Source organism: Rhodococcus sp. GQ147 (assembly GCF_059759155.1).
In genome coordinates, this window is record NZ_JCAXDU010000012.1 from 100,872 (window position 1) to 125,835 (window position 24,964).

The 24,964-nt window shown below is 70.5% G+C and carries 28 protein-coding genes; 14 read left to right on the forward strand and 14 right to left on the reverse strand.

Annotated features, from left to right (window positions below; all coding sequences use genetic code 11):
* Nucleotide 1: 1 nt before the first annotated feature.
* Nucleotides 2-571 (reverse strand): ATPase, encoded by a 570-nt coding sequence (locus AC6CID_RS15165; RefSeq protein WP_498354173.1) that lies wholly within the window; start codon nucleotides 569-571, stop codon nucleotides 2-4.
* Entirely contained in the window at nucleotides 568-954 is a 387-nt protein-coding gene (locus tag AC6CID_RS15170; RefSeq protein WP_039585981.1) for a TA system antitoxin ParD family protein, read from the reverse strand. The genes AC6CID_RS15165 and AC6CID_RS15170 overlap by 4 nt, the downstream gene beginning before the upstream one ends.
* Nucleotides 955-1,160: 206 nt before the next feature.
* Here AC6CID_RS15170 and AC6CID_RS15175 point away from each other — a divergent pair, with 206 nt between their 5' ends.
* Both AC6CID_RS15175 and AC6CID_RS15180 read left to right on the forward strand, forming a co-directional pair.
* The gene (locus AC6CID_RS15175; RefSeq protein WP_006552788.1) at nucleotides 1,161-2,231 is read left to right on the forward strand and encodes a class I SAM-dependent methyltransferase; all 1,071 of its coding nucleotides are present in this window, start codon (nucleotides 1,161-1,163) and stop codon (nucleotides 2,229-2,231) included.
* 69 nt (nucleotides 2,232-2,300) lie between these two features.
* Entirely contained in the window at nucleotides 2,301-2,666 is a 366-nt protein-coding gene (locus AC6CID_RS15180) for an HNH endonuclease (RefSeq protein WP_024101068.1), read from the forward strand.
* A gap of 16 nt (nucleotides 2,667-2,682) precedes the next feature.
* On the opposite strand, the gene AC6CID_RS15185 is transcribed toward AC6CID_RS15180, so the two are convergent.
* From AC6CID_RS15185 to AC6CID_RS15205, 5 genes are all read right to left on the reverse strand, one after another.
* Nucleotides 2,683-3,228, reverse strand: a complete 546-nt coding sequence (locus AC6CID_RS15185) for a hypothetical protein (RefSeq protein ID WP_498354174.1) — start codon at nucleotides 3,226-3,228, stop codon at nucleotides 2,683-2,685.
* 1,130 nt (nucleotides 3,229-4,358) lie between these two features.
* On the reverse strand, nucleotides 4,359-5,291 hold the full coding sequence (locus AC6CID_RS15190) for a TAXI family TRAP transporter solute-binding subunit (RefSeq protein ID WP_498354175.1): 933 nt from the start codon (nucleotides 5,289-5,291) through the stop codon (nucleotides 4,359-4,361).
* Nucleotides 5,288-6,715 (reverse strand): sensor histidine kinase, encoded by a 1,428-nt coding sequence (locus tag AC6CID_RS15195; protein ID WP_094980434.1) that lies wholly within the window; start codon nucleotides 6,713-6,715, stop codon nucleotides 5,288-5,290. The genes AC6CID_RS15190 and AC6CID_RS15195 overlap by 4 nt, the downstream gene beginning before the upstream one ends.
* 1 nt (nucleotide 6,716) lies before the next feature.
* Entirely contained in the window at nucleotides 6,717-7,373 is a 657-nt protein-coding gene (locus AC6CID_RS15200; protein ID WP_498354176.1) for a response regulator transcription factor, read from the reverse strand.
* 15 nt (nucleotides 7,374-7,388) lie between these two features.
* A complete protein-coding gene (locus AC6CID_RS15205; protein ID WP_498354177.1) occupies nucleotides 7,389-8,801 on the reverse strand; it encodes an MFS transporter in 1,413 nt (470 codons plus the stop codon).
* A gap of 184 nt (nucleotides 8,802-8,985) precedes the next feature.
* Between AC6CID_RS15205 and AC6CID_RS15210 the strand changes: the two genes are divergently transcribed.
* Both AC6CID_RS15210 and soxR read left to right on the forward strand, forming a co-directional pair.
* The gene (locus AC6CID_RS15210) at nucleotides 8,986-9,204 is read left to right on the forward strand and encodes a hypothetical protein (RefSeq protein ID WP_230826497.1); all 219 of its coding nucleotides are present in this window, start codon (nucleotides 8,986-8,988) and stop codon (nucleotides 9,202-9,204) included.
* A gap of 96 nt (nucleotides 9,205-9,300) precedes the next feature.
* Nucleotides 9,301-9,792, forward strand: a complete 492-nt coding sequence (gene soxR, locus AC6CID_RS15215) for a redox-sensitive transcriptional activator SoxR (RefSeq protein WP_064061652.1) — start codon at nucleotides 9,301-9,303, stop codon at nucleotides 9,790-9,792.
* A gap of 10 nt (nucleotides 9,793-9,802) precedes the next feature.
* Here soxR and AC6CID_RS15220 read toward each other — a convergent pair whose 3' ends face one another.
* Together AC6CID_RS15220 and AC6CID_RS15225 are read right to left on the reverse strand one after the other, a co-directional pair.
* Nucleotides 9,803-10,687, reverse strand: coding sequence for an alpha/beta fold hydrolase (locus AC6CID_RS15220; protein WP_064061651.1), 885 nt, complete (start codon nucleotides 10,685-10,687; stop codon nucleotides 9,803-9,805).
* A 13-nt stretch (nucleotides 10,688-10,700) separates the two neighbouring features.
* Nucleotides 10,701-10,934, reverse strand: a complete 234-nt coding sequence (locus AC6CID_RS15225; protein WP_019289588.1) for a hypothetical protein — start codon at nucleotides 10,932-10,934, stop codon at nucleotides 10,701-10,703.
* Nucleotides 10,935-11,072: 138 nt separating this feature from the next.
* Between AC6CID_RS15225 and AC6CID_RS15230 the strand changes: the two genes are divergently transcribed.
* A complete protein-coding gene (locus AC6CID_RS15230) occupies nucleotides 11,073-12,107 on the forward strand; it encodes an NAD(P)H-binding protein (RefSeq protein ID WP_498354178.1) in 1,035 nt (344 codons plus the stop codon).
* Between the two features lie 9 nt (nucleotides 12,108-12,116).
* Nucleotides 12,117-12,860: a VIT1/CCC1 transporter family protein gene (locus tag AC6CID_RS15235; RefSeq protein ID WP_039958188.1), complete on the forward strand. Its 744-nt coding sequence runs from the start codon at nucleotides 12,117-12,119 to the stop codon at nucleotides 12,858-12,860.
* A 72-nt stretch (nucleotides 12,861-12,932) separates the two neighbouring features.
* On the opposite strand, the gene AC6CID_RS15240 is transcribed toward AC6CID_RS15235, so the two are convergent.
* Entirely contained in the window at nucleotides 12,933-13,139 is a 207-nt protein-coding gene (locus AC6CID_RS15240) for a hypothetical protein (RefSeq protein WP_006552774.1), read from the reverse strand.
* 130 nt (nucleotides 13,140-13,269) lie between these two features.
* Between AC6CID_RS15240 and AC6CID_RS15245 the strand changes: the two genes are divergently transcribed.
* The gene (locus tag AC6CID_RS15245; RefSeq protein ID WP_498354179.1) at nucleotides 13,270-14,466 is read left to right on the forward strand and encodes a Fic family protein; all 1,197 of its coding nucleotides are present in this window, start codon (nucleotides 13,270-13,272) and stop codon (nucleotides 14,464-14,466) included.
* 45 nt (nucleotides 14,467-14,511) lie between these two features.
* On the opposite strand, the gene AC6CID_RS15250 is transcribed toward AC6CID_RS15245, so the two are convergent.
* Nucleotides 14,512-14,736: a DUF2188 domain-containing protein gene (locus tag AC6CID_RS15250; protein WP_039585957.1), complete on the reverse strand. Its 225-nt coding sequence runs from the start codon at nucleotides 14,734-14,736 to the stop codon at nucleotides 14,512-14,514.
* 151 nt (nucleotides 14,737-14,887) lie between these two features.
* Here AC6CID_RS15250 and AC6CID_RS15255 point away from each other — a divergent pair, with 151 nt between their 5' ends.
* A complete protein-coding gene (locus AC6CID_RS15255; protein WP_064061648.1) occupies nucleotides 14,888-15,931 on the forward strand; it encodes a tyrosine-type recombinase/integrase in 1,044 nt (347 codons plus the stop codon).
* A gap of 79 nt (nucleotides 15,932-16,010) precedes the next feature.
* Complete coding sequence (locus AC6CID_RS15260; RefSeq protein ID WP_217579748.1) at nucleotides 16,011-17,450, forward strand: NAD(P)/FAD-dependent oxidoreductase; 1,440 nt, start codon at nucleotides 16,011-16,013, stop codon at nucleotides 17,448-17,450.
* A 55-nt stretch (nucleotides 17,451-17,505) separates the two neighbouring features.
* Here AC6CID_RS15260 and AC6CID_RS15265 read toward each other — a convergent pair whose 3' ends face one another.
* The 3 genes from AC6CID_RS15265 to AC6CID_RS15275 form a co-directional block, all read right to left on the reverse strand.
* Nucleotides 17,506-17,955 (reverse strand): PaaI family thioesterase, encoded by a 450-nt coding sequence (locus AC6CID_RS15265; protein WP_006552769.1) that lies wholly within the window; start codon nucleotides 17,953-17,955, stop codon nucleotides 17,506-17,508.
* A 118-nt stretch (nucleotides 17,956-18,073) separates the two neighbouring features.
* Complete coding sequence (locus tag AC6CID_RS15270) at nucleotides 18,074-18,559, reverse strand: hypothetical protein (RefSeq protein WP_498354180.1); 486 nt, start codon at nucleotides 18,557-18,559, stop codon at nucleotides 18,074-18,076.
* A 557-nt stretch (nucleotides 18,560-19,116) separates the two neighbouring features.
* Nucleotides 19,117-19,833 carry a hypothetical protein gene (locus tag AC6CID_RS15275; protein WP_006552766.1) on the reverse strand — a complete coding sequence of 239 codons (717 nt, stop codon included), beginning with the start codon at nucleotides 19,831-19,833 and terminating at the stop codon, nucleotides 19,117-19,119.
* Nucleotides 19,834-20,029: 196 nt separating this feature from the next.
* On the opposite strand from AC6CID_RS15275, the gene AC6CID_RS15280 reads away from it, so the two are divergent.
* The 5 genes from AC6CID_RS15280 (at nucleotide 20,030) to AC6CID_RS15300 (ending at nucleotide 24,903) form a co-directional block, all read left to right on the forward strand.
* Nucleotides 20,030-21,448, forward strand: a complete 1,419-nt coding sequence (locus AC6CID_RS15280) for a FecCD family ABC transporter permease (RefSeq protein ID WP_498354181.1) — start codon at nucleotides 20,030-20,032, stop codon at nucleotides 21,446-21,448.
* Entirely contained in the window at nucleotides 21,445-22,581 is a 1,137-nt protein-coding gene (locus tag AC6CID_RS15285; protein WP_482127052.1) for a FecCD family ABC transporter permease, read from the forward strand. Before AC6CID_RS15280 ends, AC6CID_RS15285 begins: the two co-directional genes overlap by 4 nt.
* Nucleotides 22,578-23,450 carry an ABC transporter ATP-binding protein gene (locus AC6CID_RS15290; RefSeq protein ID WP_217579744.1) on the forward strand — a complete coding sequence of 291 codons (873 nt, stop codon included), beginning with the start codon at nucleotides 22,578-22,580 and terminating at the stop codon, nucleotides 23,448-23,450. Before AC6CID_RS15285 ends, AC6CID_RS15290 begins: the two co-directional genes overlap by 4 nt.
* A 78-nt stretch (nucleotides 23,451-23,528) precedes the next feature.
* The gene (locus AC6CID_RS15295; RefSeq protein WP_006552762.1) at nucleotides 23,529-23,939 is read left to right on the forward strand and encodes a BlaI/MecI/CopY family transcriptional regulator; all 411 of its coding nucleotides are present in this window, start codon (nucleotides 23,529-23,531) and stop codon (nucleotides 23,937-23,939) included.
* A gap of 13 nt (nucleotides 23,940-23,952) precedes the next feature.
* Nucleotides 23,953-24,903 carry a M56 family metallopeptidase gene (locus AC6CID_RS15300; protein ID WP_498354182.1) on the forward strand — a complete coding sequence of 317 codons (951 nt, stop codon included), beginning with the start codon at nucleotides 23,953-23,955 and terminating at the stop codon, nucleotides 24,901-24,903.
* Nucleotides 24,904-24,964 lie beyond the last annotated feature (61 nt).

Here is a 24,964-nt window from a genome sequence, read left to right on the forward strand (position 1 = left end):
CTCAGCCGAGCCCGGTGAGCGCCGCCGGCGCCCATCCCGGCCAGCCCACCGCACCCACCGGCACCCCGCCGGCGAACCGCGCCACCACCACCGGGGTCCCGGACGCCGTGTCGTACACCGACGCCTGATCGGCGCGGCCGATCGCTTCGGTCACCAGCGGCCACAACCGCCGATAGCGCGCCCGGATCTTGTCCTCGGGCACCGCATGCCCACCGGAGGCCACCCGGTGCTGTACACGCAGCACCGACATCGCCTCGGGCACCAGCATCACGTGCAGCACCACCGTGAACCCCACCTCGTGCGCGCGGTCGATCAACTCCAGCTTCGACGGATGCGAGAACACCGTCTCCGCAATGAACGACCGGCCCTGCCGCAGCAACCGGTCCCGCGCCGCCGCGGCGAGTTGCGCCGCCTCGTACGACATCTCCTCCGCCCGGTCGGGCCAGCGCTGCCGCGCGATCACATCCGCATTGACGAACACGCTGCGCGGCAGCAGGGGAGCGAGGGACAACTCGACGAACGTCGACTTGCCGGAACCGTTGGGACCGACGATCAGATCCAGACGCCTCATGCGTCGTCGAGCACCCGGCGACTACCGTCGGGACGCTGCTCGACCAGCCGGCCTTCGTCGTCGAGCACCACCGTGGTGACCCCACGCGCGGCGAGAATCTCGGCGTAGTCGGTGCGGGCCAGCCCGTCCGCCAGGCGCGCATCGATCTCCGCGTCGAACAGCCGTCCCTCGGCGGCGGTGAGCTCGCTCAGCTCCCGTGTCCCGGCCAGCGCCTCGTGCACCCGGTGCAGGGAGGCGGTCTCGTGGGCGGTCATCGCGCGGCCGATGCGGGCCCAGTATTCGAGTTGCTGGCGTCCGGTGCGGTTCTGGCGGCCGCCCTCGGCGATGGCGCTGTCGACGAGTTCGGCGTCGAAGCGGGTGACCTTGTCGGTGGATGACGTCATGACGGCCTCCTGATGTTGCAGTCTGCTACAAGCGTAGCTGTCTGCAACACGCCACGCACCCCCGAATCCTCCCGCCACCACCCGGTTCGTGACCTCCCGCTACGCACCGCCACCCGGATCGACACCCGATCGAACCCGAGCCGTCGCCGCGGAACCGGCCACGCGACCTACCGTGAGCGAGTACTCCCATCGTCAGGAGGTGCGTGATGACCACGGAGATGCACGAACCCGACCAAGCACGACTCGAGCAGACCCTCGGACAACTCGTCGTCGACATGGGTGCGGCCATGAACGGCGCACTGGTGCTCATCGGCGCCGAACTCGGACTGTGGCGCGCGCTCGACGAAGCCGGCCCGGTCAGCAGCGAACAACTCGCCGACCGCACCGGCATCCGCGAACGCTATCTGCGCGAATGGCTCTCCGCCGAGACCGCCAGCGGCTATCTCACCTACGATCCCGACGCCGGAACGTTCAGTCTGGCACCGGAACACGCCATGGCCCTCGCCCGCGAGGACAGCCCCGTCTACCTGGCCGGCGGCTTCCACCTGATCGGCTCCGTGTACAAGGACCGCGGCCGCATCGCCGAACGCATCCGCAACGGCGAAGGTTTCGGCTGGCACGAACACGATCCCGAACTGTTCGTCGGCACCGAACAGTTCTTCCGCCCCGGCTACCGCGCCAACCTCGTCGACGTGTGGCTGCCCGCCCTCGACGGGGTCGTCGACACACTGCGCGCCGGCGCCACCGTCGCGGACATCGGCTGCGGCCACGGTGTCTCCACGACCCTGCTCGCGCAGGCGTTCCCGCAGTCCACCATCCGCGGCTTCGACTACCACGACGCGTCCATCGCGCGGGCGACGGAACTGGCCGCGGAGGAGGGCGTCGACAACGCCACCTTCACCGTCGCCTCGGCGACCGACTTCCCCGGATCCGACTACGACCTGATCTGCTACTTCGACTGCCTGCACGACATGGGCGATCCCGTCGGCGCACTGCGGTACGCGCGCGGCGCGCTCGCCGACGACGGCGCGGTGATGCTCGTCGAACCGTTCGCCCGCGACAGCCTGCCCGAGAACCTCAACCCGGTCGGCCGGATGTACTACGCCGCATCGACGGTGCTGTGCACCCCGTCGTCCCTCGACCAGCCGGTCGCGCTCGGGCTCGGCGCGCAGGCCGGGGAGCGACGGCTCGCCGATGTCGCGGCCGAAGCCGGATTCGGCACCTTCCGCCGCGCCACCGAAACACCCTTCAACCTCGTCCTCGAAGCACGCCCCTGAAACAGTCTCCGGGACACCGGATCGGACTCATCGGCGACTACGGCGGCGCCGATAGGCGACGATCGGAGGATGGACCGCGTCACCCGACTCTCGCTCGCCCTGGACCGTCAGGACGGGCGGTGCCTGTGGTGTGGACGGGAGTTCGGGCGGCTGATCACCCCGACCACCGATCATCTGGTGCCGCGCCTGAAGGGCGGGCCGAGCATCACCGCCAACGAGGTCGCCGCGTGCCGACGCTGCAACGCCGACCGCGGACACATCGCGCCGGTCGAATGGCTCGACCGGTGCCGGCAGCGCGAGGGCTGGTCACCCGACGAGGAGCTGCTGTCACGACTGCTCGAGGAGCTCGCCGACGAACTCGTCCGGGTCGGTGGTCATCGCCGTGCCCGGGATTATCTGTCCGCGCAGTTGCGGCGGTTGCGGCGAGCGTCATAATGCACGGGAGGCGAGATTAATACGTCACTGTGACGTTTCTGGGTTTATCGTCCGAGGCAGAGGAGGGGAGTCCGCACCCTCGACCCGGCGGGATGCGACCCGCAGACAGGTCAGGACGAGCACGGCGACCCCGACGGCCACCGCGGACGCGACAGGCGAGCAGATCCCGCTCGCCGCCAGGAGCGTCCACCGTCCACCCGAGTTCCTCGCACACCGTCGCAACGAAATACGCACCGGCGACCGCCACGAGGGAGACCGAGATGCCGGACGGACCGGTACCGGCGACCACGATGGATGCGACCAGCACCAGCGCAGCTGATACAAACAGTGCGACGATCAGCCACAGCGCGCGCGGCAGCGTGCACATGCGCCGCCGGGCCGACTCGCGCCCGCCGCCGGTGGCGAGGGTCGCAAGCGCCGGGCAGACGAACATCAACGCACTGACCGGCAGACGCGCACCGGTGATGTCGAATTCACCGTCGGTGAGTGCACCCCAGAGATAGAACGGGACGGTGGTGATCGCGAAGACCACCCAGGAACGCAGGAGCCGTGGTTGCGTCACGGTCGACCTTCCCGGACCACGTTGTCACTGCCGCGCCGATGATATCGACGCAGATAGGTGTCCACAGCGGGACCCGCTAGACCACGTGAAAACGTCACTGTGACGTTTTCGCGACGGCTGGGCGAACAGGCAGGGGGCGAGGGTGGCGGGCCCGGAAGGTCGTATCGGGCGTCCGAGGCAGCGAACCGACACCAGGCGGCGGACCGGGCCGGGCACGGACCGGGCCGGGCACGGCGAATGCGCGGCAAGCTCGAGTGCCGGGAGCGCGTCGTTCGGCGCGGTTCGCACGTCGCACGAGGCGGAGGGAACAACGCGCGCCGGACGGCACGGCGCACGACGCGATGCAGTGCGTGCGACGACGGCGCGAATCTGCGGATCAGGGACGTCACTCGGCAGCATCGGGATTATCAGCGCCGAACCCCAGTTCACCGCCCATATCCAAATTGCCGATAATCTACATTATGTTAACTAGAGTGGAACCGGACCTCCTCCGGACAGGTGCGGCAGGGCGTCCGAGGCGTTCGGAGATCCCTGGTTCGCCCCGGATCGATGCGATGGGCCCCACCTGTCACTCGGCCTCTGGCTCGAGTCCGGCTCACCTCCGGACTGCGACCGGCCTGCCCGCGCCCGTGCCGGATCGAGCCGCCGATCCGCTCGACGCGCGTTCGGCTGCTCATGCATCGGGTGCCATGCCGCAGCGACGCGCACACTGCACCGACCCACGGTTCACCGATGCGGCGTTGCGGCAGCACCGTGTGGTCGTCGCGTGCGCGTTGCGCGCCGCAGATCGCGCGGACGATACGCATGTTGGTGGCGCGGGATCATCCCGTCCCCCGGGGTGCTGCGACCACCGATCGCCCCTTCTCGCCTCTTCCACATTTGATGGATAATCACCGTTATCCATGAATCATGTTGGCTGCCAAAGAATTTCACGCACACAGAGGTGAACGGTTCCATTGTGCCCCGCGCATGTCCCCTGCACAGCCGATCCGGTCCCGATCTCCTCGAACCTCGAGGGCGAGCCCGATCTCCGCACCGCATCCCACCGACACCAGCGCATGCCTTCCACCCCACTATGTGCCTGGGTCGGCACGATTCAGGGGCCCCTTCTCCCCTGTCCGCCCGTCTCGTCAGCCGTGATGGCGCCGGTACGCGGCCACCGCTCCCGGATGCAGCGGGACATCGGCGGTGACGATCAGCGATTGCCGGTCGAGGAACTGGCTGCCGGTGGCCTGAGCCGGCACGAGTTCGGAGGCGTGGTCGACGAGCAGATCGACCAGTGCGGCGGCGGCCTCGTCCGACACCGAGGCTCCGGCGAGCAGGAGGTTGCCCAAGCCGATGGTGGCGACGGCGTCCGGCTGCCCGTACGTGCCGGGCTGGATGAGCACCGGTTCGTAACGCGAACCGAATCGCGCCCGCAGCGGTTCGAGGAGCACGGACAGATCGATCAGCCGTAGCGACACACCCAGGTTCGCAAACGACGGGGTAGGAACACCACCCGCCCACAGCACCGCGTCGATCTCGCCGTCCACCAGCGCGCGACCGGCGTCGGCCATCGACAGGTGCACCCGGGTGACGGCTCCCGGCTCGGCGAGCCCGGCGACGGCGAGGATGCGTTCGCCGGTGAATTCGGCACCCGATCCGGGAGCGCCGAGGCTGATCCGTGCGCCCCGCAACTGGGCGATCTTCCGGATCGGTGAGTCTGCACGCACGGCCAACTGCATGTAGTTCTCGTAGACCCGCCCGATCGCCGTGAACTGCGCGCCCTCGTCGTGGGCCCGCACCGCGACGTCGGTGAGGGTCAGCGCCAGCTCCGCGTCCCCCGCCGCCAGCGTGGCGAGATTGGTGACCGACCCTGGCGTGCGTTCCGGCACTATCGCGATGGGCAGGCCCGCCCGGTCGGCGGCGGCGGCGGTGAGTTCGGCGAACTCCCAGAAGAACCCACCCTCCTCCCCTGCCGCCAGGATCAGTTCCTCACGCTCTCCGGTGCGCGTGCAGCCGGCGACGGCTCCGCCCACCGCTAGCAGCGCGACGGACCGCAGGAGATCGCGGCGGGTGATCATGATGCCTCCGCGCGGGAGTCGGCGGGCAGGGTCAGGGTGACGGCCAGTCCGTGCGGGTCGGCGGCGGCGAGGTCGAGGGTGCCGCCGCCGGTCTCGACGAGCGCGACCGCGATGGACAGCCCGAGGCCGGTGCCGGGCCCGTCGGCGCCGGACCCGCGGAAGAACCGGGAGGTGAGGGCGCCGAGCTCATCGGGTGCGACTCCGGCGCCGTCGTCCTCGACGCGGATCCGGATGGTCCCGTCGTGGTGTCGGGTGGTGATGCGGACCCCGGTGGCCGCGCGGGCGTACTTGCTCGCGTTGCTGAGCAGCACATCGAGCACCTGGGCGAGATGGTCGGCGGAGGAACAGGCGTGCAGGCGCGGCCCGGTCGGTTCGTCCACGGTGACGGTCATGCCGGCCTCGGCGAGGGCCTCGGACCAGGCGTCGACGCGGTCGGCGACGACGGCGCCGACATCGCACCCGTCGTGTCCTTCGGTGCCCGCTGTGTCGGTGGGTGATTCGGCGGTGGCGAGGGCGAGCAGGCCGTCGAGGATGCCGCCGAGCCGGTCGACTTCGACGGCCGTGCGCCGGTAGGTCTCCGCGCCGGCGGCGGCGACGTGCGGTTCGAGGGAGTCGAGTCGGATGTGCAGGGCGGCGAGCGGGTTCCGGAGTTGGTGCGCGGTGTCGGCGATGAGTTGCTTCTGGGCGCGGGTGGACGTGCGGACGGCTTCGGACATGGTGTCGAAGGCCTGCGTGAGTTCCCGGACCTCCGGTGGGCCGTGGTACCGGACCGAGACGGTGGTGTCGCCGGTGCGGGAGCGTGGATGCAGTGCCGGGACGCTGTCGGTGAGCGCCGCGACCCGCGCGGTGAGCGCGGTGAGCGGACGGACCGTCCACCGCGACAGGGCGGTCGCGAGGATCGTGACGAGCACGAGGGCCGCTGCCGCGCCGGTGACGATGAGCAGCCACGAGGTGCGGATGTCGTGGCGGGCGGCGTCGGTGGACACGTCGACGACGACGGCTCCTTCGACCTGGGCGCCGGTACCCACCGGCACGGCGAGCAGTACCCGGTGCGGGGACCACGGGGTCAGCGGACCGCCGATGCCCTGTTTCTGGTTGCGCAGACCGGCGGTGATCGCCTCCGGCACACCGGGGTCGGTCGGGGTCAGGCCCGCGCTCGCGCGGGGTGCGCCGCGCGCGTCGACGATGAGCACGCCCTCGTCGTAGAGCCGGTGGTAGCGGGTCACCTCCTCGTCGAGCAGGGCGGTGCTGCCGGGGGCGCGCGTCTGGACGGCGAGGGTGGCGAAGTGGTGGGCGTCGGCTTCCCGGTTCGCTCCCAGGACGGCGGTACGGCCGGCGCTGGTGGCGAGGGCGAGCGGGACGGCGAAGGCGACGACGGCGACGGTCGCGAAGACGAGCAGCACCGCCAGGACCCGCCGGTGCATGTCAGCCGCCCCACCGGTAGCCGTAGCCGCGGATGGTGGAGATGAGTCCGGGGCGGGCGAGTTTGGCGCGCAGCCCGGTCATGTGCACGTCGAGCGACCGGGAGATCGCCACATACGCGTCGCCCCACACGGCGTCCATGAGTTGTTGGCGGCTGACCGCGGCGCCGGGGCGGGCGACGAGGACGGCGAGCAGGTCGAATTCCTTCGGGGTGAGGGTGACCGGTTCGCCGCCCACCTCGACTTCGCGGGCATCGAGGTCGACGACGACGTCGCCGGCGCGGACGATGCGGGAGGACTCGGACAGCGCGCGGCGCCGTTGGGTGACGACGTCCACGCGGGCGAGCAGTTCGGCCAGGCGGGCCGGTTTGACGAGGTAGTCGTCGGCGCCGCCGCGCAGGCCGCGTACCACCGATCGTTCGTCGCCGCGCGCGGTGAGGATCACGACGGGGACGTCGTTGACGGCCCGCAGTTGCCGGAGCACCTGCAGGCCGTCGGCGTCGGGCAGGCCGAGGTCGAGGATGACGACGTCGAGGTCGCGGTGTCCGAGGAGCAGGTCGGCGCCGCGCCGCATGCGGATCGGCGGGTGGCCGTGGGAGGTGAGGGCTTCGACGAGGGCGTCGCCGACGCCGTCGTCGTCCTCGACCACCGCGATCTGCACGTGGGTCCCTTTCGGTCAGTGTCGCGAGGTGGCCAGGTCGGCGTGCTCGTCGGGGGTGTCGGTGTGGGTGCTCGTGCGGTCGGTGCTCGTGCGGTCGGTGCTCGTGCGGTCGGTGCTCGTGCGGTCCAGGGGTGAGCCGTCGGAGGTCTCCCGCATGAAGAAGTACACGACGAGCGAGACGGCGATGCAGCCGGTCACGTAGTAGAAGAATAGCGATTCGTGGCCGGCGCGCTTGAGCGCGAGTGCGACGGTTTCGACGGTGCCGCCGAAGATCGCCAGGGTCAGCGCGTAGGGCAGGCCGACGCCGAGCGCGCGGACCTTGGTGGGGAACAGTTCGGTCTTCACGATGGCGTTGACCGAGGTGTAGCCGGTGACGACGGTCAGGCCGAGCATCATCAACCCGAACGCGATCAGCGGGTTCGTGGTGCTGCCGAGGATCGTCATCAGCGGGACGGTGAGCACGGTGCCGCCGACCCCGAAGAAGATGAGTAGTTTGCGGCGGCCGATGCGGTCCGACAGGGCCCCGCCGATGGGTTGCAGGACGATGAACACCAGCAGGGCGGCGAAGTTGATCCAGGCGACGGTGTCCTTGGAGATGCCGGAGGTGTTGATCATGTATTTCTGCATGTAGGTGGTGTAGGTGTAGAACGCCACGCAACCGCCGAGGGTCAGCGCGCACACCAGTAGGCATTCGCGGGGGTACTGCAGCAGCATCCGGATGCCGCCCTGCTCGGGCGTGCCCTCCGGCCGGTCGGTGGCGCTCTTGGCCGCGACTTCCTCGGTGAACGCTTCGGATTCGTCCATGGTGCGGCGCAGCCACATCACGGCGACGGCGGCGACGGCGCCGATGACGAACGGGATGCGCCAGCCCCACGCCTGCATGGCCTCGGCGGAGAGGGTGAGCTGCAGGACGATCTGGACGCCGAGGGCGATGAGCTGTCCGGCGACGAGGGTGACGTACTGGAAGCTCGAGTAGAACCCGCGGCGTCCGGGTGAGGCGACCTCGGCGAGATAGGTGGCGCTGGTGGCGTATTCACCACCGACGGACAGTCCCTGCATCATGCGGGCGAGGACGAGAAGAAGGGGTGCGGCGAGTCCGATGGTCGCGTAGGCCGGGGTGACGGCGATGATGAGGGAGCCGACGGCCATGACGGTGACCGACAGGGTCAGCGCCGAGCGCCGTCCGCGCCGGTCGGCGTAGCGGCCCATGATCCAGCCGCCGATCGGTCGCATGAGGAATCCCACGGCGAAGATCGCTGCGGTGGACAGCAGTTGGGCGGTGGGGTCGCCTTCGGGGAAGAATTCCTTCGCGAAGTAGACGCTGAACGCGGCGTAGACGTACCAGTCGTACCACTCGATCAGGTTGCCGACCGAGCCTTTCAACACGTTGCCGATGACTCGGCGTTCGCCCGTCGAGGTGGTGCTCACCCGGGACTCCTTTCGCTGCGTGGATCTGTGCGCTCCCCACAGTGGTTCGGGTCACAGTGGTTGCGGAAGGGTCTGTGGCGGTTCCTAACACTCCCTTAGGAATGTGGTCGGACGGGTGGGATCGGCGTGGCGCGCGGAGTGCCGATCCCCCGCTGTGCCGGTCGGAGGTTCTACGGTGATCGACGTGACGATCCCCGCATCGAGTTATCTGTTCCAGGCCCGGACGTTCGTGAGCGGTTCCCGTAAGTGGCGGTTCGAGGCGGCGTTGGCGACCGCGCGGGTCTGCGAGCGGTTCGAGCGGCCGTACCCGAAGTCGGTGCGGACGCTGGCGCACACCGCGTACGACATGTTGCGGATGGATGCGCCGGAGGTCGCTGCCGAGTTCGGGCCGCCGCCGTTCTGACCCTGGTGCTCACGCGACCCGGGTGCCCGGTGCCTCCGGTGGCCGGTACTGTGCAGCACAACTCGATCACGATGTCTGCGCGGCGAGGAGGGGCCGATGAACCCTGCTGTATGGCTGACACCCGGCCAGTTGGCGGACCGTTCCGGGGTGGCGGTCTCGGCGCTGCACTACTACGAGTCGCGTGGTCTGATCACCAGTCGCCGCACCTCGGGCAATCAACGGCGTTATCGTCGCGACACGCTGCGCAAGGTCGCGTTCATCAAGGTCGCGCAGGGTGTGGGGGTGTCCCTGGACGAGATCAAGGAGGCGTTCGATTCGTTGCCGGACAGTCGTGTGCCGACGACGGAGGACTGGGCGCGGCTGTCGCGGGCGTGGCACGACCGGCTGACCCGCCGCATCGAGGATCTCACCGCGTTGCGCGACAGTTTCACCGATTGCATCGGCTGCGGTTGTCTGAGTTTGGCGTCGTGTCCGCTCGCGAATCCCGGTGACGTGCTCGGGCAGCAGGGTCCGGGTCCGCGTCGGCTACCGGTGCACGACGACGATCCGCCGGTGGAGGCGGCGCCGCGCGCGGAGTCGTCCGGCTGAGGTCATGCGGTCAGGTGCGCGCGGCTTCGATCTGCTGCACGAACCGGGCGGTGGCGTCGGCGACGTCGCGGGGATGGGAACGCGGCGACCAGTGCCCGGCGTCGAGCGGGTGGATGCGCAGGTCGGTGACCCAGCGGGAGGTGTCCTCGTAGCCCACGGGGCGTACCGCGCGGTCGCGCAGGTTCTGGATCAGCTGGACCGGGACGTCGGTGCGCCGCTCGCGGGGTCGGGTGAGACGCGCGCGGATGTTCGCCCGGTACAGGGACAGTCCGTGCACCATGTCATCGGCGAGGGTGGGGGCGACCGGTGCGATCGCGGTGGGATCGATGCGGTCGAAGAACCCGACGAAGGCCGGCCAGTGGTGGGCGAGCGGGCCGCGCAGCACCGGATTCGGCAGAGCGGGGATCTGGAAGGCGAGGGTGTAGGCGGAGGCGAGAGCCTGTTCGGCGGGGCCGAGTGGGCGTTTCTGTCGGAGACGACGGCGCATCCACAGGCCGAGATGGTCGAGGTTGGGGCCGGAGATCGAGGTGTAGGAGGCGATGCGATCGCCGGCGTCGGGTTCGCATACCGCTTCCCAGCACAGCACCGCGCCCCAGTCGTGGCCGAGTAGGTGGACCGGTTCGTTCGGGGCGAGGGCGTCGATGACGGCGTGCAGGTCGGCGGCGAGGTGCTCGAGCCGGTAGTGCGCCACCGCGCGGGGCACGGTGGAGGCGCCGGCGCCGCGGTTGTCGTAGCGCAGGATGCGGAAGTCGTCGGCGAGCAGGGGTGCGACGCGGTCCCACAGGGCGTGGGTGTCGGGCCAGCCGTGGACGAGGACGAGCGTCGGGCCGTGCGGGTTGCCTTCTTCGACGACGTGGAGTCGGATAGGCCCGTTGGGGACGGTGTGGGTGGTCATGGTTGTCCTGTGGTCATGGTTGTCCGGGCGTCTCGGGGGCCGGGGGGTGGTCGCCGGTGGGTCGGGTGAAGAGCGTGCGGCGGCGCAGGCTGCTGGCGATGGCGAAGAGGGATTCGGAGACGGAGGTGGGCCGGCCGTGGCGGCGCTGGACGAGATGTCCGAGGGCGGACAGCAGTCCGGCGCCGAGGGGGACGGCGAGGACGAACAGGATCCGATGTCGGAGTGGGCTGCCGCGCAGCATCGACATGGGAGGCCTCCTTCGATACCGGCCACTGTATTTGTGACCAACGGTAACACTATTTCCGGTGATGGGAACCACTCCTGATGTTTCGCGACGGTCCCGCGCGTGCATCCCTCCCGAAGGCGACAAGGGATGGGACAGCGCATGAGAGTTCTCGTGATCGGTGCCTCCGGCTACGTCGGCAGCCGGGTCGTCCCCGCCTTCCTCGCTATCGGCTGCACCGTGCGCGCCGCCGCTCGGAACCCGACGGCCTTGCGACGCTTCTGGTGGCACGACCAGGTCGAGACCGCGCGAGTGGACGTCACCGCCGCGCACACTCTCCCACCGGCGTTCGACGATGTCGACGTCGTGGTCTATCTCGTGCACGGGATGCGCTCGGCGCACTTCCGGGACCTCGACCTGGCAGCGGCCCGCACCGTCCGGCACGCGGTCGATGCCTCTCCGGTGACGCGTGTCGTCTACGTCTCCGGGTTCGTCCCCGAGTGTGCGCCGGACGCGCTGTCCGAGCATCTGCTCTCACGCTGGGAGGTCGAGCAGGAACTGTCCCGCTCCCGCCGCACGGTGATCACGCTGCGAGCCGGGATGGTGCTCGGCTCCAGGTCGACGAGCTTCGAGGTGCTCGGCCAACTCGCGGGGCGCCTACCCGTCACCGTGGTACCCGACTGGATGGACTCGCGGGTCGAGCCGATCGCGGTCGTCGACCTGGTCGCCGCAGCGCTCGGGGCGGCCGTCGCGGACACTCCCACGGACTCGTTCGATGTGGGCTGCGGACAGTCGCTGCATTATCCCGAGTTGCTCCGCCTCTACGGGCAGGTCACCGGCATGTCGCGCGCCCAGGTCACCGTCGCCGGATTGCCGGGCGCGGTGATCGGCCGGTTCGGCTCGTGGTTGACGGAGGTGCCGTCGGGAACCGTGGCGGCGTTGATGGAGAGCCTGCGGCACGACATGACGGCCCGCGATCGTCGGTGGATCGGCCGCCTGGCCCCGGCTGCTCATCGGCCGTTGGGGATCGTGCAGGCGCTGCAGCGCGCAGTGCTGCCCGCCGATGTGAGTGTGCCGTGCGCGCAGCGGGACCCGATGGGCGCGCTGCCCGGGGATCCGGAGTGGGCGGTCGCCGCGGCGGAGGCGCGCCGATACTCCGCCGTGGGGATCCCCCCGCGCCGCCGTCCGTCGGTGTAGCTTCACGACATGCCCCGTCCGGATCCGGCGTCACCGAACGATTCCCGCAGGCGGCACGAGGACCACGAACCGCACACCGCCGGATTGGCGAGCAGACTCAACTGGTTGCGGGCGGGTGTGCTCGGCGCGAACGACGGCATCGTCTCGACCGCGGGACTGGTCGTCGGTGTCGCGGCCGCGACGGCGAACGAGGCGGCGATCCTCACCGCCGGTGCGGCTGGGCTGGCCGCGGGGGCGGTGTCGATGGCGCTGGGCGAGTACGTGTCGGTGAGCGCCCAACGCGACACCGAGCGTGCGGCGCTGTACACGGAAGGTCGTGAGCTCGCCGCCATGCCGGAGGCCGAACTCGACGAACTCGCCGCCCTGCTCGAGGGCAAGGGATTGTCGGCGGTCACGGCGCGTGCCGCGGCGGAGGAGTTGACGGCGCGGGATCCGCTTGCCGCGCATGCCGAGGTGGAGTTGGGGATCGATCCGACCGAACTCGCGAATCCGTGGGTGGCGGCGTTGTCGTCGGCCGTGTCGTTCACCCTGGGCGCGCTGGTGCCGCTGCTGATGGTGGTGTCAGTGCCCGACACGGCGCGGATCCCGGTGACGTTCGTGGCGGTGTTGTGTGCGCTGGCGGCGACGGGATCGATCAGTGCGTGGCTCGGCCGGGCCCGGCGGGGCCGGGCGGTGATGCGGGTGGTGTTCGGTGGTGCGCTCGCGATGGTGGTGACCTACGGGGTCGGCCAGTTGTTCGACACCGTCGTGTAACGGGGCGCAAGCGCGGCGTCCCCGCTCCGCGGGCCGTGCCGGTCCGCGAGGCGGGGTGTACCGAGCGGTGCGTCAGTCGACCGGGCCGAGCGCGGGAGCGGTCACGAAGCTCAGCGCGTCGTTGCCGGCGAGATGGTTGTCGATGATGCGCTCGATGGCCTGCCGCCATTCCTCCCGCACCGTCCCGGCGTCGTCGCCGGCATCGAGTCTCTGCAGGATGTTGTGCTGCGCAACGTGATAGGCCATGGGCGTGTCGATGTCGAAGGTCGGTAATGCCATGGCCCAGCACCCTACGTCCGAACCACCTGTGGCCCAAACCTCCGGTTCCGGCCGTGCACAACGGCCGGAACCGAACCCACCCCCGATCCATACCATCGGATAATCGACTATCCGATGGTATGTTCCGGGGATGGCATCGGTTGACGTCGCGTCCGGCTGGCCCGCGGTCACCTACGAACAGCACCCGTGGGTGAGCAGCGATGCCTACGGCTCGCGGCGGGAGAAACGCCTGACCACCGGCCCCTACCGCGCCGCGGTCCCCCCGCTCATCGCCCACCGGCCCCTCCCGCTCGACGGCGAACTGCAGGCCCTCACCGAGGAAGCCGCGACGGAACTGACCCGCTTCGATGTCGAGGTCGGGCACATCACCGCCCCGTTCGCCTCCATCCTGCTGCGCACCGAGAGCGCGTCGAGTTCGGAGATCGAGAACCTCTCCAGCGGGGCGCGGCAGATCGCGCTCGCCGAACTCGGCGAACACGCCTCCCGCAACGCTCGCCTGATCGTCGGCAACGTGCGGGCGATGCGCGCGGCGCTCGAGCTGTCCGATGCGATCGACGCCGCCGCGATCCTGCGGATGCACCACGCGCTGCTCGAGTACGACGATCCGACCATCGCGGGACGGTGGCGCACCCAGCAGGTGTGGATCGGCGGGGGCAGCCTGGGCCCGCACACCGCACAGTTCGTGCCCCCGCACCACGCGCGGGTGCCCGAGCTGATCGACGACCTGGTGGCCTTCGCCCACCGGGTGGATCTGCCGGTGGGCGCGCAGATCGCGGTCGCGCACGCCCAGTTCGAGACCATCCACCCGTTCCCGGACGGCAACGGCCGGGTGGGCCGCGCGCTGATCCAGGCGATGTTGCGCGGCGGGCAGCTCACCCGCAGTGTCGCCGTGCCGGTCTCGGCGGGCCTGTTGCACAACACCGGGGAGTACTTCGATGCGCTCGGCGCCTACCGCGCCGGGGACATCGGGCCGATCGTGCACTCGATCGTCGACGCGTCGTTCGCGGCGGTCGCCAACGGCCGCACGCTCGTCGCCGATCTCGAGGCGGTACGCGAGCTGTGGCGGTCCCGGGTGACGGCGCGGCGGGATTCGGCAGTGCACCGGCTCTCGGACGTACTGCTGCGCCAGCCGGTGATCGACAACCGGTCGGCCGCCGCGGCCTTGTCGGTGACCGGCGCCAACGCGCAGATCGCCATCGATCGGCTGGTGGACGCGGGGATCCTCACGCAGATCACCGAGGGGCGCCGCAATCGCATCTGGCAGGCCAAGGATGTGGTGCGGGTGCTCGACGAGTTCGCCGCGCGCGCCAAACGCCGCCGCGACTGACCTCCTCGGTATCGATCGCCCCGGCGACGGTCGGTTCGGGGTCGATCAGCCCGGGATGTCGCGCGGGTCGTGACCGTAGGTGTTGCGTTCGCCGATCGTCCCGTCGAGGTTGTGGACGAGGTGTTCGACCTTGCGGCGGCGCGCCTCCTCGCGGCCGGCGGCGACGGCCTCCTCGCGGGTGGGATAGGTGCCGAGCAGGTCGCTCGAGCCCTCGATGCGGTTGTGCCAGGATCCGTCCTGGTGGAACGTCTCGACATCGCCTGCGGGCATGGGGTGCTCCTCTCCACGAACGGTCGGTTGTCCATCGCGTACCCGGCGCCGGTCTCCCCGAATCCGGACGCGGTCTCTGCTGTCCCGTCGGTCCCTGCTGTCACACTGGACTCGCACATCTGTACGAGCGGATCTTCACGGGAGGGGCATCGTGGCGGGCAGCGCGACCGAGCCGGGATTGTCGGACTGGATCGGGTCGTATCTGGAGACCTTGCAGACCGCGAAACGGTCTCCGCACACCATCAAGGCCTACCGGCTCGACCTGCACGCGGTGCGCGCGCATCTCGCCGCGACCTGCGCGGTGCCGCAGGACGCGCTGACGCTCGGGGACGTGACGGTACGCGGGCTGCGGTCGGCATTCGCGGCGTTCGCCGCCGAGCGGCAACCGGCGTCGGTGCGCCGCGCCTGGTCGGTGTGGAACAACTTCTGCAACTTCCTCGTCTCCGAAGGGGTGTCGGAAGGCAACCCGATGGCCTCGATCGCGCAGCCCAAGAAACCACAGCACACCCCGAAGGCGTTCTCCCCCACCGCGATCAACCAACTCGTCGACACCGTCACCGTGGAGGCGCAACGCCCCGCGGAGTCGGCGCGGGACTGGCCGCAACGCGATCTCGCGCTCATCGCGACCCTGCTGCTCACCGGGATCCGCTCCGACGAGTTGATCCGGCTCGATGTGGGCAGCATCCTCGGTGGCTGCCGGGCACCGGTGCTGCGGGTGCTCGGCAAGGGCGCGATCGAACGGGAGATCCCCCTCGAAGACAGCTGGACGGCGATCGTCACCGCCTATCTCGAGGAACGCTACGCCCGCTTCCCCGCCGCGCGGCGCCGCACCCGCGACCGCGACGAGTTGCCCGTGTGGGAGCGGCACGACCCGGCCGACCCGCTGTTCGTCGGCGCGGACGGCAAACGCATCACCCGCGGCACCCTGCAGTACCGGGTGCGGCGCATCTACCGCCGCGCGGGTATCGAGTCCGAACGCAAACGCGGTGCGCTCGCCCACGCGCTGCGGCACACCTTCGCGACGAGCCTGGCCGACAGCGGCGCAACGATGGTCGAGTTGCAGCAGCTGCTCGGGCACCGGTCGTTGCAGACCGTGCAGGTGTACACCTCGGCGACCAACGATGCGGTGCGGCACGCCGCCCGGCACAACCCCGTCTACGGGCTGCTCGGGTCGCTCGGCGACGGGCCGGGCTAGCTCGTCGGTTGCGCTGTGGGCGGGCGCGGCAACTGCAAGACTGGGGACAAGATCCATCCGGCAACGTGAAGGAGCATCCATGAGCGTCGAGCAGACCGAACCCCGCCGTCATCGTGTGGTCGTGATCGGATCCGGTTTCGGTGGGCTGTTCGGGACCCAGGCCCTGGCTCGTGCCGATGTGGACGTCACGCTCGTGGCGCGCACCACCCATCACTTGTTCCAGCCGTTGCTGTACCAGGTGGCCACGGGCATCCTGTCGGTCGGCGACATCGCCCCCGCGACCCGCATGGTGCTGCGCAAACAGAAGAACGCGCAGGTGCTGCTCGGGGACGTCGAGAGGATCGACCTGGAGAACCGGACGGTGACCTCCCGGTTCCTCGAGCGCTACACCACCACGCCCTTCGACAGTCTCATCGTCGCCGCCGGCGCCGGCCAGTCCTACTTCGGCAACGACCAGTTCGCCGAGTTCGCGCCGGGCATGAAGACCATCGACGACGCCCTCGAGCTGCGCGGCCGGATCCTCGGGGCGTTCGAGCAGGCCGAACTGTCCCACGATCACGACGAACGCGCCCGGTTGCTGACCTTCGTGGTGGTCGGTGCCGGTCCGACCGGGGTGGAGCTGGCCGGGCAGATCGCCGAGCTCTCACGCCGCACCCTCAAGGGCACCTTCCGCAACATCGATCCGACCGAGGCGCGGGTGGTGCTGCTCGACGGCGCCTCCGATGTGTTGCCGGTCTACGGCGGCAAACTCAGCCGCAAGGCCCGTAACACCCTCGAGCGGCTCGGGGTGGAGATCCAGCTCGGCGCGATGGTCACCGATGTCGACGCCGACGGTCTCGTCGTCAAGGAGAAGGACGGTTCGCAGCGGCGCATCGAGTCGCAGTGCAAGGTGTGGTCGGCGGGCGTGTCGGCCAGTCCGCTCGGCAAGCAGCTCGCCGAGCAGTCCGGGGCGCAGGTCGACCGGGCGGGGCGGGTGGAGGTGCTGCCGGATCTGACATTGCCGGGGCATCCGAACGTGTTCGTCATCGGCGACATGATGTCGCTGAACAAGCTGCCCGGTCTGGCGCAGGTGGCGATGCAGGGCGGCAAGTACGCGGCCCGGCAGATCATCGCCTCCCTCGACGGCGCCGACCCGACCCATCGGGAACCGTTCAAGTATTTCGACAAGGGCAGCATGGCGACCATCTCGCGGTTCAGTGCGGTCGCGAAGGTCGGCAAACTCGAGATCAGCGGGTTCCTCGGCTGGGTGGCGTGGTTGTTCATCCACCTGCTGTATCTGGTGGGGTTCTCGTCGAAGCTGTCGACGCTGTTGTCGTGGGCGCAGGCGTTCTTCTCCACCGGCCGCAACGAGATGGCCGCGACCGAGCAGCAGGTGTTCGCGCGGATCGCGCTCGAGCACATGCGCGCGGACGAACCCGACGGCGACTCGCAGAACGGCGAGAGCGCGACGAAGGACGGGGACCGCTCCGCACAGGCGCCGGCCGGGCGGGGCCGCGGCGGGACGCAGGCTGCGGGCTGACCGTCGGCGCTCCGGCCGGGCGCGGTGTCCCGGCCGGAGCCGCCCGGCTACAGGGTCAGTGCCCGATGCGGTCCGCGTTCGTGATGTTCGCCAGGCGCACCTGTCCCTGCGCGACGAGACGGTCCTGCTCGTCGACGATCTCCACCCGCCACACCTGCTGGGTGCGGCCGCGGTGGACCGGGGTGCCGGTCGCGGTGAGGACCCCTTCGCGGGTGGCGCGGAGGAAGTCGGTGTTGTTGTTGACCCCGACGACGTTGCCCTTGTCCCCCAACCAGTTGGCGCCGGCGACGCTGGCGACGGTCTCGATCACCGCGCAGTACACCCCGCCGTGCACGATGCCGTAGGGCTGGTGCTGCGTGGGGGTGATCGTCCACCGGGCTCGCGCGAGATCGGGGCCGAGTTCGACGAACTCGAGGCCGAGGGCAGTGTTGAAGCCGGTGTCGTTGACGGCGTTGATCGCCTGCACGTCGTGCTGGGCCGGGGCGGAGGTGGACTGGTCGCTCATACGGGCTTCCCTTGTTCGTGCGTGGTCTCGACCGGCCGCCGGGACAGGTGGCCGTCGAACGATGGTAGGACATGGCGGTTTTCGGCCGGCCCACCTCCGACCGTGGCAAGCGGGGTGGTCACTGCAGGGTCACCAGCAGCGCGTAGGCGACGATCGAGTGGCCGTCGGGGATCGGCCCGAACCGGTGCACGGTCCGCGGGCCCTCGTACTCGACGCCGTACCAACCCGCGTCCGCGGTCGGAATCCTCCTGGTTCGTTGGATCACCGGATGCCGTTCGGCGACCCGGGCGCGCCCGTGCGGGCGGGTGCGGTACAGCATCCACAGATAGCGGTCCCACACCAGATGCCCCGTGAGCACGACGTCGCCGAGGGTATCGAGCTGCGGTGGCAGCACAGTGGTGAAGCCGTGACCGAGATGGGCGAGCAGCTCGACCCGATCGTCGACGGTGACCTGCTCGACCCGGGCGGGCACGTGCCGCGCGAGTTCGCGGATGCAGTCGCTCGCGCCCGGTGTGATCCAGGAGGTGGTCGGTCCACACACCTGGCCGGGAGCAGGCGGGTCGGGCCACGGTTCGAGGTCTTCGATCATCCACAGGGTGGTCATCTCTCGGTGCTTCCCAGGACACGGTCGAGAAGATGCTCGACGAGGTCGAGCGGCGTCCGTGAGGTCGAGTATCCCTGCAACATGCCCTGCGCCAGTCCCTCCGCTGCCATGACGACGAGATCGGCGCCCGCTTCCGGATCACCGGCGTCCTCGCCGGTGCGTGTCCGCCGGAGTTGGTCGGCGACGATGGTCGCCAGGGCGCGCGGCGCCGCGAAGGTGTCCTCGGCGGTGATGCCCCCCGCCGGTGATCGCGGACCATCCGAACGCGCCGAGCACCTGGGTCTCCTCGCGTCGTTGCTCGTCGAGGGGCAGCAGTTCCGTCAGGACCGCGCGGATCGCCTCACGGGGGGGTGGCGTCGGGGCCGAGTTCGCTCCGGCGTCGTGTGAAGCGGGCACCGGCGTCGTCCATGACCGAATTGCCGTGCACGCCGGGCGCGGGGTGCTCCGGACACACGACGGCGGGCCCCACATGGATGTGAGGCCCGCCGCGGGAAGGGACCGGGAGTCACTGCAGCCCTCAGGACTCCGCTGCGGTCCGGCAGTCGGAACGGATTCGATTATAGGGAAGGCTGCCCTAATCCGGCAAGGCCTCGGACGGGATAGCCGGCGGCGACGAAGGCGTCGAGCAATGCCTGACCGCGGCGCGCGGCGGTACGGCGGGAGGCACCACCGAGCACGGGTAGCTGGGCGGCGCCGGTGACGACGGTGCGCCCGACGATCGCCCAGAAGCGGTTCCGGTCGAGCGGGACGAGGGACCGCAGCGCGAGATGGACGGCATCGAGAGCGGTCGCGGCGCGGTGCGCGGTCCACACCGCCATCGCCTGCTCGCACGGCAGCACCACCACGTCGCGTTCCCCGACGGCGCGGTCCTCGGGCAGCACCCGCAGGGTGTCGTCGGCGAGACCGGCCCAGTCGATGCAGCCGTCGCTGTCCTGGTGCAGCCACAGATTGTCCAGACCCGGATCCCAGACGCGGCCCTCGAGGGCGTAGGGGGCGAGGACGCGGCCGACCACGGCGTGGATGAGGGCGCCGGCGACCTGCTCGACGGCGATGCGCGGGTCCTCGGTGTCGAGCAGGGCACGGTCGTAGAGCGCCTCGATGCGCTGCTGGCGTTCACCGCCGCCGAGGAACCACCAGCGGCGGCGGGGTTCTTCGTCGATACAGGCCACCGCATACACGCGCGGGGCTCCCGCAGCGAGTGCGCGCAGCCGAGCGCGCGTGTCCTCGAACGGGCGGACGGGTGCCGCCGTGGGCGGCAGCAGCAGCGTCGTCATCCGACACCTCCTGATCGACGGTGAATCTTGATTAGGTAAGCCTAACCATTGCATCCGGGGGTGGTGTGCGCAACCCCATCCCCTACTCCCGTCGGCACATAGGATTCCGTAACCTAACTCCGAAGGCCTTCGCGTTCCCCACGATCCGCGACGACCCGAACCGCACCACCGCCTTCCCGAGGAGCACCCCGCGCCCGTGACCGTCACCCCCCACGCCCCACCGGACGCCGACCCGACCGCCCCGCCCCGCCCGGGACGCCGGATCGCCGCCGTCCTGTGCGACCTCGCGCTCCTCGCCATCCCCCTGCTCATCGGCGCCCTCGTCGTCGACACCCTCGCCGACGCCAACGGCGGCGGCCAGACCGACCGCATCGTCTTCGGCGGCGCCGCCCTGGCCGCCGCCGCCGGACTGCTGTGGTGGAACCACGGCTACCGCGCCGGCCGCACCGGCCAAAGTCTGGGCCTGCAGTGGACCGGGCTCGTGCTGCGCGACCGCGCCACCACCGGACCGGCCGGCACCCGCCGTGCCCTGCTGCGCCGCGGCACCGAGATCGTCACCGAACGCCACGCCCGCCACGACGAGTTCACCCCGCGCCCCACCGACGGCAACGTCGCCGCCCTGCGCCGCCGGCGCCTGCTCGGCCTGGCCGCGCTGCTCGTACTGCTGGTGCTCGGCGCGCTCGCCAGCATCGCCGTCGGCGCCCGCCCGATGACCTTCGCGGAGGTCTTCCACGCCCTCGTCGTCAACGACGGCTCCGAAACCGACGTGATCGTGCATTCGCTGCGCATCCCCCGCACCCTGCTCGCGCTGCTGATCGGCACCGCGCTCGGCGTCGCCGGCGCACTGATCCAGGGGCACACCCGCAACCCGCTCGCCGACGCCGGTCTGCTCGGCATCAACGCCGGCGCCGCCTTCCTGGTGGTGCTGTCGATCTACCTGTTCGGGCTCTCCACCCCGGCGCAGTATCTGTGGTTCGCCTTCGCCGGGTCCGCGCTCGCCAGCATCGTGGTGTTCGGATTCGCGTCCATCGGCAACGGCGGCTCGAGTCCGCTCAGTCTCGCGTTGGCGGGCGCGGCGGTGGCGTTCTTCCTGCAGGCGATGATCCAGACCATCGTGCTGCTCGACCAGACCAGCCTCGACGGCTACCGCTTCTGGGTGGTCGGCTCCGTCGCCGGCCGCGGCATGGACGTCTTCTGGCAGGTGTTGCCGTTCATCGTCGTCGGACTGCTCATCGCGCTCGCCTCCACCCCGGCCCTGAACCTGCTCAGCCTCGGCGAGGACGTCGCCCGCTCGCTCGGCACCAACGTCGTCACCACCCGGGTGATCGGCATCGCCGCGATCACCGTGCTCACCGGCGCCGCCACCGCCGCCTGCGGACCCATCGCCTTCGTCGGATTGATCGTCCCGCACATCGCCCGCGCGGTCACCGGCCCCGACTACCGCTGGCTCGTGCCCTATGCCGGGCTGCTCGGCGGGGCACTGCTCGTCCTCGCCGACGTCGTCGGCCGCATCGTGGTGCGCCCCGGCGAACTGCAGGTCGGCATCGTGCTCGCCCTCATCGGCGCCCCCTTCTTCATCGCCCTCGTCCGTCGCCGGAAGCTGGTGGCCTTGTGAACGACACCCCCACCCCGTCCCTCGACACGAACGAGCCGACGACGGACAAGCGCCGCTCACCCGCGCACGTCTCCACCCGCGTCCCGGGCCGGCCCGCCTTCCGGCTCGGCTCCGTCTCCGTCGTCTGGCGCGCCCGCATGGTCATCGTGTGCGCGCTGATCGTCGTCGCCACCGCGGTGCTGCTGTCGATCTCCCTCGGCCGCGGCGACTACCCGCTCAGCCCCCTGCAGGTCGTCGAGGTGCTCCTCGGCGGCGGGGAACGCCTCGACCGGTTCATCGTCTTCGACCTGCGCCTGCCGCGCGGTGTCGCCGCCGTGGTCGTCGGCGCCGCCCTCGCGGTCTCCGGCGCCATCACCCAATCGGTGTCCCGCAACGCCCTGGCCAGCCCCGACATCCTCGGCATCACCGCCGGCGCCTCCGCTGCCGCCGTGGCCCTGATCGTCGTCACCAGCGGCGGTTCCATCGTCGGACTGCTCGCCACCCTCGGATTGCCGATGTCGGCGCTGCTCGGCGCGCTGCTCACCGCCACGGTCATCTATCTGCTGGCCTGGCGGCGCGGCGCCGACGGCTTCCGGCTCGTGCTCATCGGCATCGGCATCAACGCCATGCTCATCGCCCTGACCCAGTGGATGCTCGTCTCCGCCGACATCAACGACGTCAGCCGCGCCCAGGTGTGGCTGACCGGCTCGCTCAACGGTGTCTCCTGGAGTCAGGTGGTGCCCGCCGCGATCGCGCTGCTGCTCGTCGGCGGCTGGGCCGCGACCGCCTCCTTCACCGTCGGGGCGCTGCGCCTCGGCGACGACACCGCCCGCTCCCTCGGCGTGAAGCTGCAGACCCAGCAGGCGCTGCTGCTCGTCGCGGCGTGCGCGCTCGCCGCCGTCGCCACCGCCGCCGCCGGCCCCATCGGCTTCGTCGCCCTCGCCGCCCCGCAGATCGCCCTGCGCCTCGTAGGCTCGGCGGGCAGCCCGATCATCGCCTCCGCCCTGACCGGGGCGCTGTTCGTCGTCGCCGCCGACCTCATCGCCCGCACCATCCTGCCGGTGCCGCTGCCCGTCGGCCTGGTCACCTCCGCACTCGGCGGCCCCTTCCTGCTGTACCTGCTGGTGCGTTCCAACCGAAAGGTCTCCCGATGACCGACACCCATCTGCCCCCCGCCCCGGCCCCCGGCCCGATCGAGCACGCGGCGCCGCGGCTGGTCGCCGAGCACATCAGCCTCGGCTACGGCGAACGGCTCATCGTCGACGACCTGGACCTGTCCATCCCCACCGGGGTCGTCACCACCGTCATCGGTCCCAACGGCTGCGGCAAATCCACCCTGCTGCGCGCGCTGAGCCGGCTGCTCAAGCCCCGCACCGGCACCGTGCTGCTCGACGGGCACGACATCACCACCATGCGCACCCGCGAGGTCGCCCGGGTGCTCGGCATGCTGCCGCAGGCCCCCGTCGCCCCCGAAGGGCTCACCGTCGCCGATCTGGTCTCCCGCGGCCGGCACCCGCACCAGTCGTGGTTCCGGCAGTGGTCCTCCGACGACGAGGACGAGGTCGCCATCGCCCTCGAACGCACCGGCATCGCCGACCTCGCCGACCGGCCCATCGACGAACTGTCCGGCGGGCAACGGCAACGCGCCTGGATCTCCATGGCGCTCGCGCAGGGCACCGACATCCTGCTGCTCGACGAACCGACCACCTATCTCGACCTGGCGCACTCGGTGGAGGTCCTCGACCTCGTCGACCGGCTGCACAGCGAACTCGGCCGCACCGTGGTGATGGTGCTGCACGACCTGAACCTCGCCGTGCGCTACAGCGACCATCTGGTGGTGATGAAGGACGGCCGCGTCGTCGCCTCCGGGGTGCCCGCGGAAGTGATCTCCGTGGAACTGCTGCGCGAGGTGTTCGACCTCGACGCGTCGGTCATCGACGATCCGGTGTCCGACCGGCCGCTGATCGTGCCCATCGGCACCCGGCACGTTTACGGCGCCGCCGGAGGTCCCCACCGGAGGTGACGATGGTCCCACTGCAGGTCAGAACCTACGACTAGGGGTAGTACGCACATTCGTCGGAGAAATCCGTAGAATCGACCCATGGCAGCACTCGGCGAACTCGAACGCGCAGTGATGGACCACCTGTGGTCCACCCCCGAACCACAGACCGTCCGGCAGGTCCACGAAGCCCTCTCGGCTCGACGCAACCTCGCGTACACCACCGTCATGACGGTCCTGCAGCGCCTCGCCAAGAAGAACCTCGTCATCCAGCAACGCGACGACCGCGCCCACCGCTACCTGCCGGTGCACGGCCGCGACGAACTCGTCGCCAGCCTCATGGTCGACGCCCTCGACCAGGCCGACGAGACCGCCGGCCGCGCCGCCGCCCTCGTCCACTTCGTCGGCCGCGTCGGCGCCGACGAAGCCGCCGCCCTGCGCGCGGCGCTGGCGAAACTCGAAGCGCAACACGGCGACGACAGCACCGGCCACGACACCGAGCGGGCCGGCTGACACACTCGATGTCATGAACGCGACCACGGCGCTGTTCTTCGGAACCACAGCGCTTCTCCTCGCCGGTCCGGTGCCGGGGCTGCTCGCCCGCGCCACCTGGCCGCACCGCAACCCCCGGGCCGCCCTCGTGCTGTGGCAGTCCGTGGCCCTGGCGGCGGTGCTCTCCGCGTTCTCCTGCGGCCTGGCCATCGCCGCCCGCCTCCTCGCACCCGGCGCCGACGGCCGACCCACCACCGGGCCCCTCGAAGAGATCGACGCCCTCGGTCTGCCCCTGTGGCTGACCTACGTCATCGTCTTCGCCCTGACCTTGTTCATCGGTGCCCGCCTGACCTTCTCCATGCTGCGCGTCGCGGTACGCACCCGCCGCCGCCGCTCCCGCCACCGCATGCTCGTCGACCTGCTCGACCGCCGCGAGAGCGGCGCCGCCGTCCGCCACCACCCGCACGTGCGGATCCTCGACACCGCCGACCCCATCGCCTACTGCCTGCCCGGGCTGCGGCACCGGGTGGTGCTCAGCGAAGGCACCCTCGACAACCTCGGCGACGACGAACTACGCGCGATCCTGCGCCACGAACACTCCCACCTGCGCGCCCGCCACGACCTCATCCTCGAGGCGTTCACCGCCGTCTACGAAGCATTCCCCCGCGTCGTGCGCTCCGGCTCGGCGCTCGGCTCGGTCAAACTGCTCGTCGAGCTGCTCGCCGACGACTCCGCCGTCCGCAAGACCGGCCCCGCACCGCTGGCCCGCGCCCTCGTCGCCTGCGCCGGCGCCCACACCCCCACCGGCGCCCTCGCCGTCGGCGGACCGAGCACCGTGCTACGCGTGCAGCGCCTCACCGGACCGGGGCCCAACCTCGGCATTTCCGCCGCCGCCTACACCGCCGCCGCCGCCATCCTCGTCGTACCCACCATCGCCGTGGCGGTGCCCTGGCTCACCGAACTGTCCCTGCTGCTCGGCCACTGAGCCGCGACACGCCGCACCGTTCGGCCCGCCCCGATTTCGATCGGCCCCCGTTTCGGGGGAA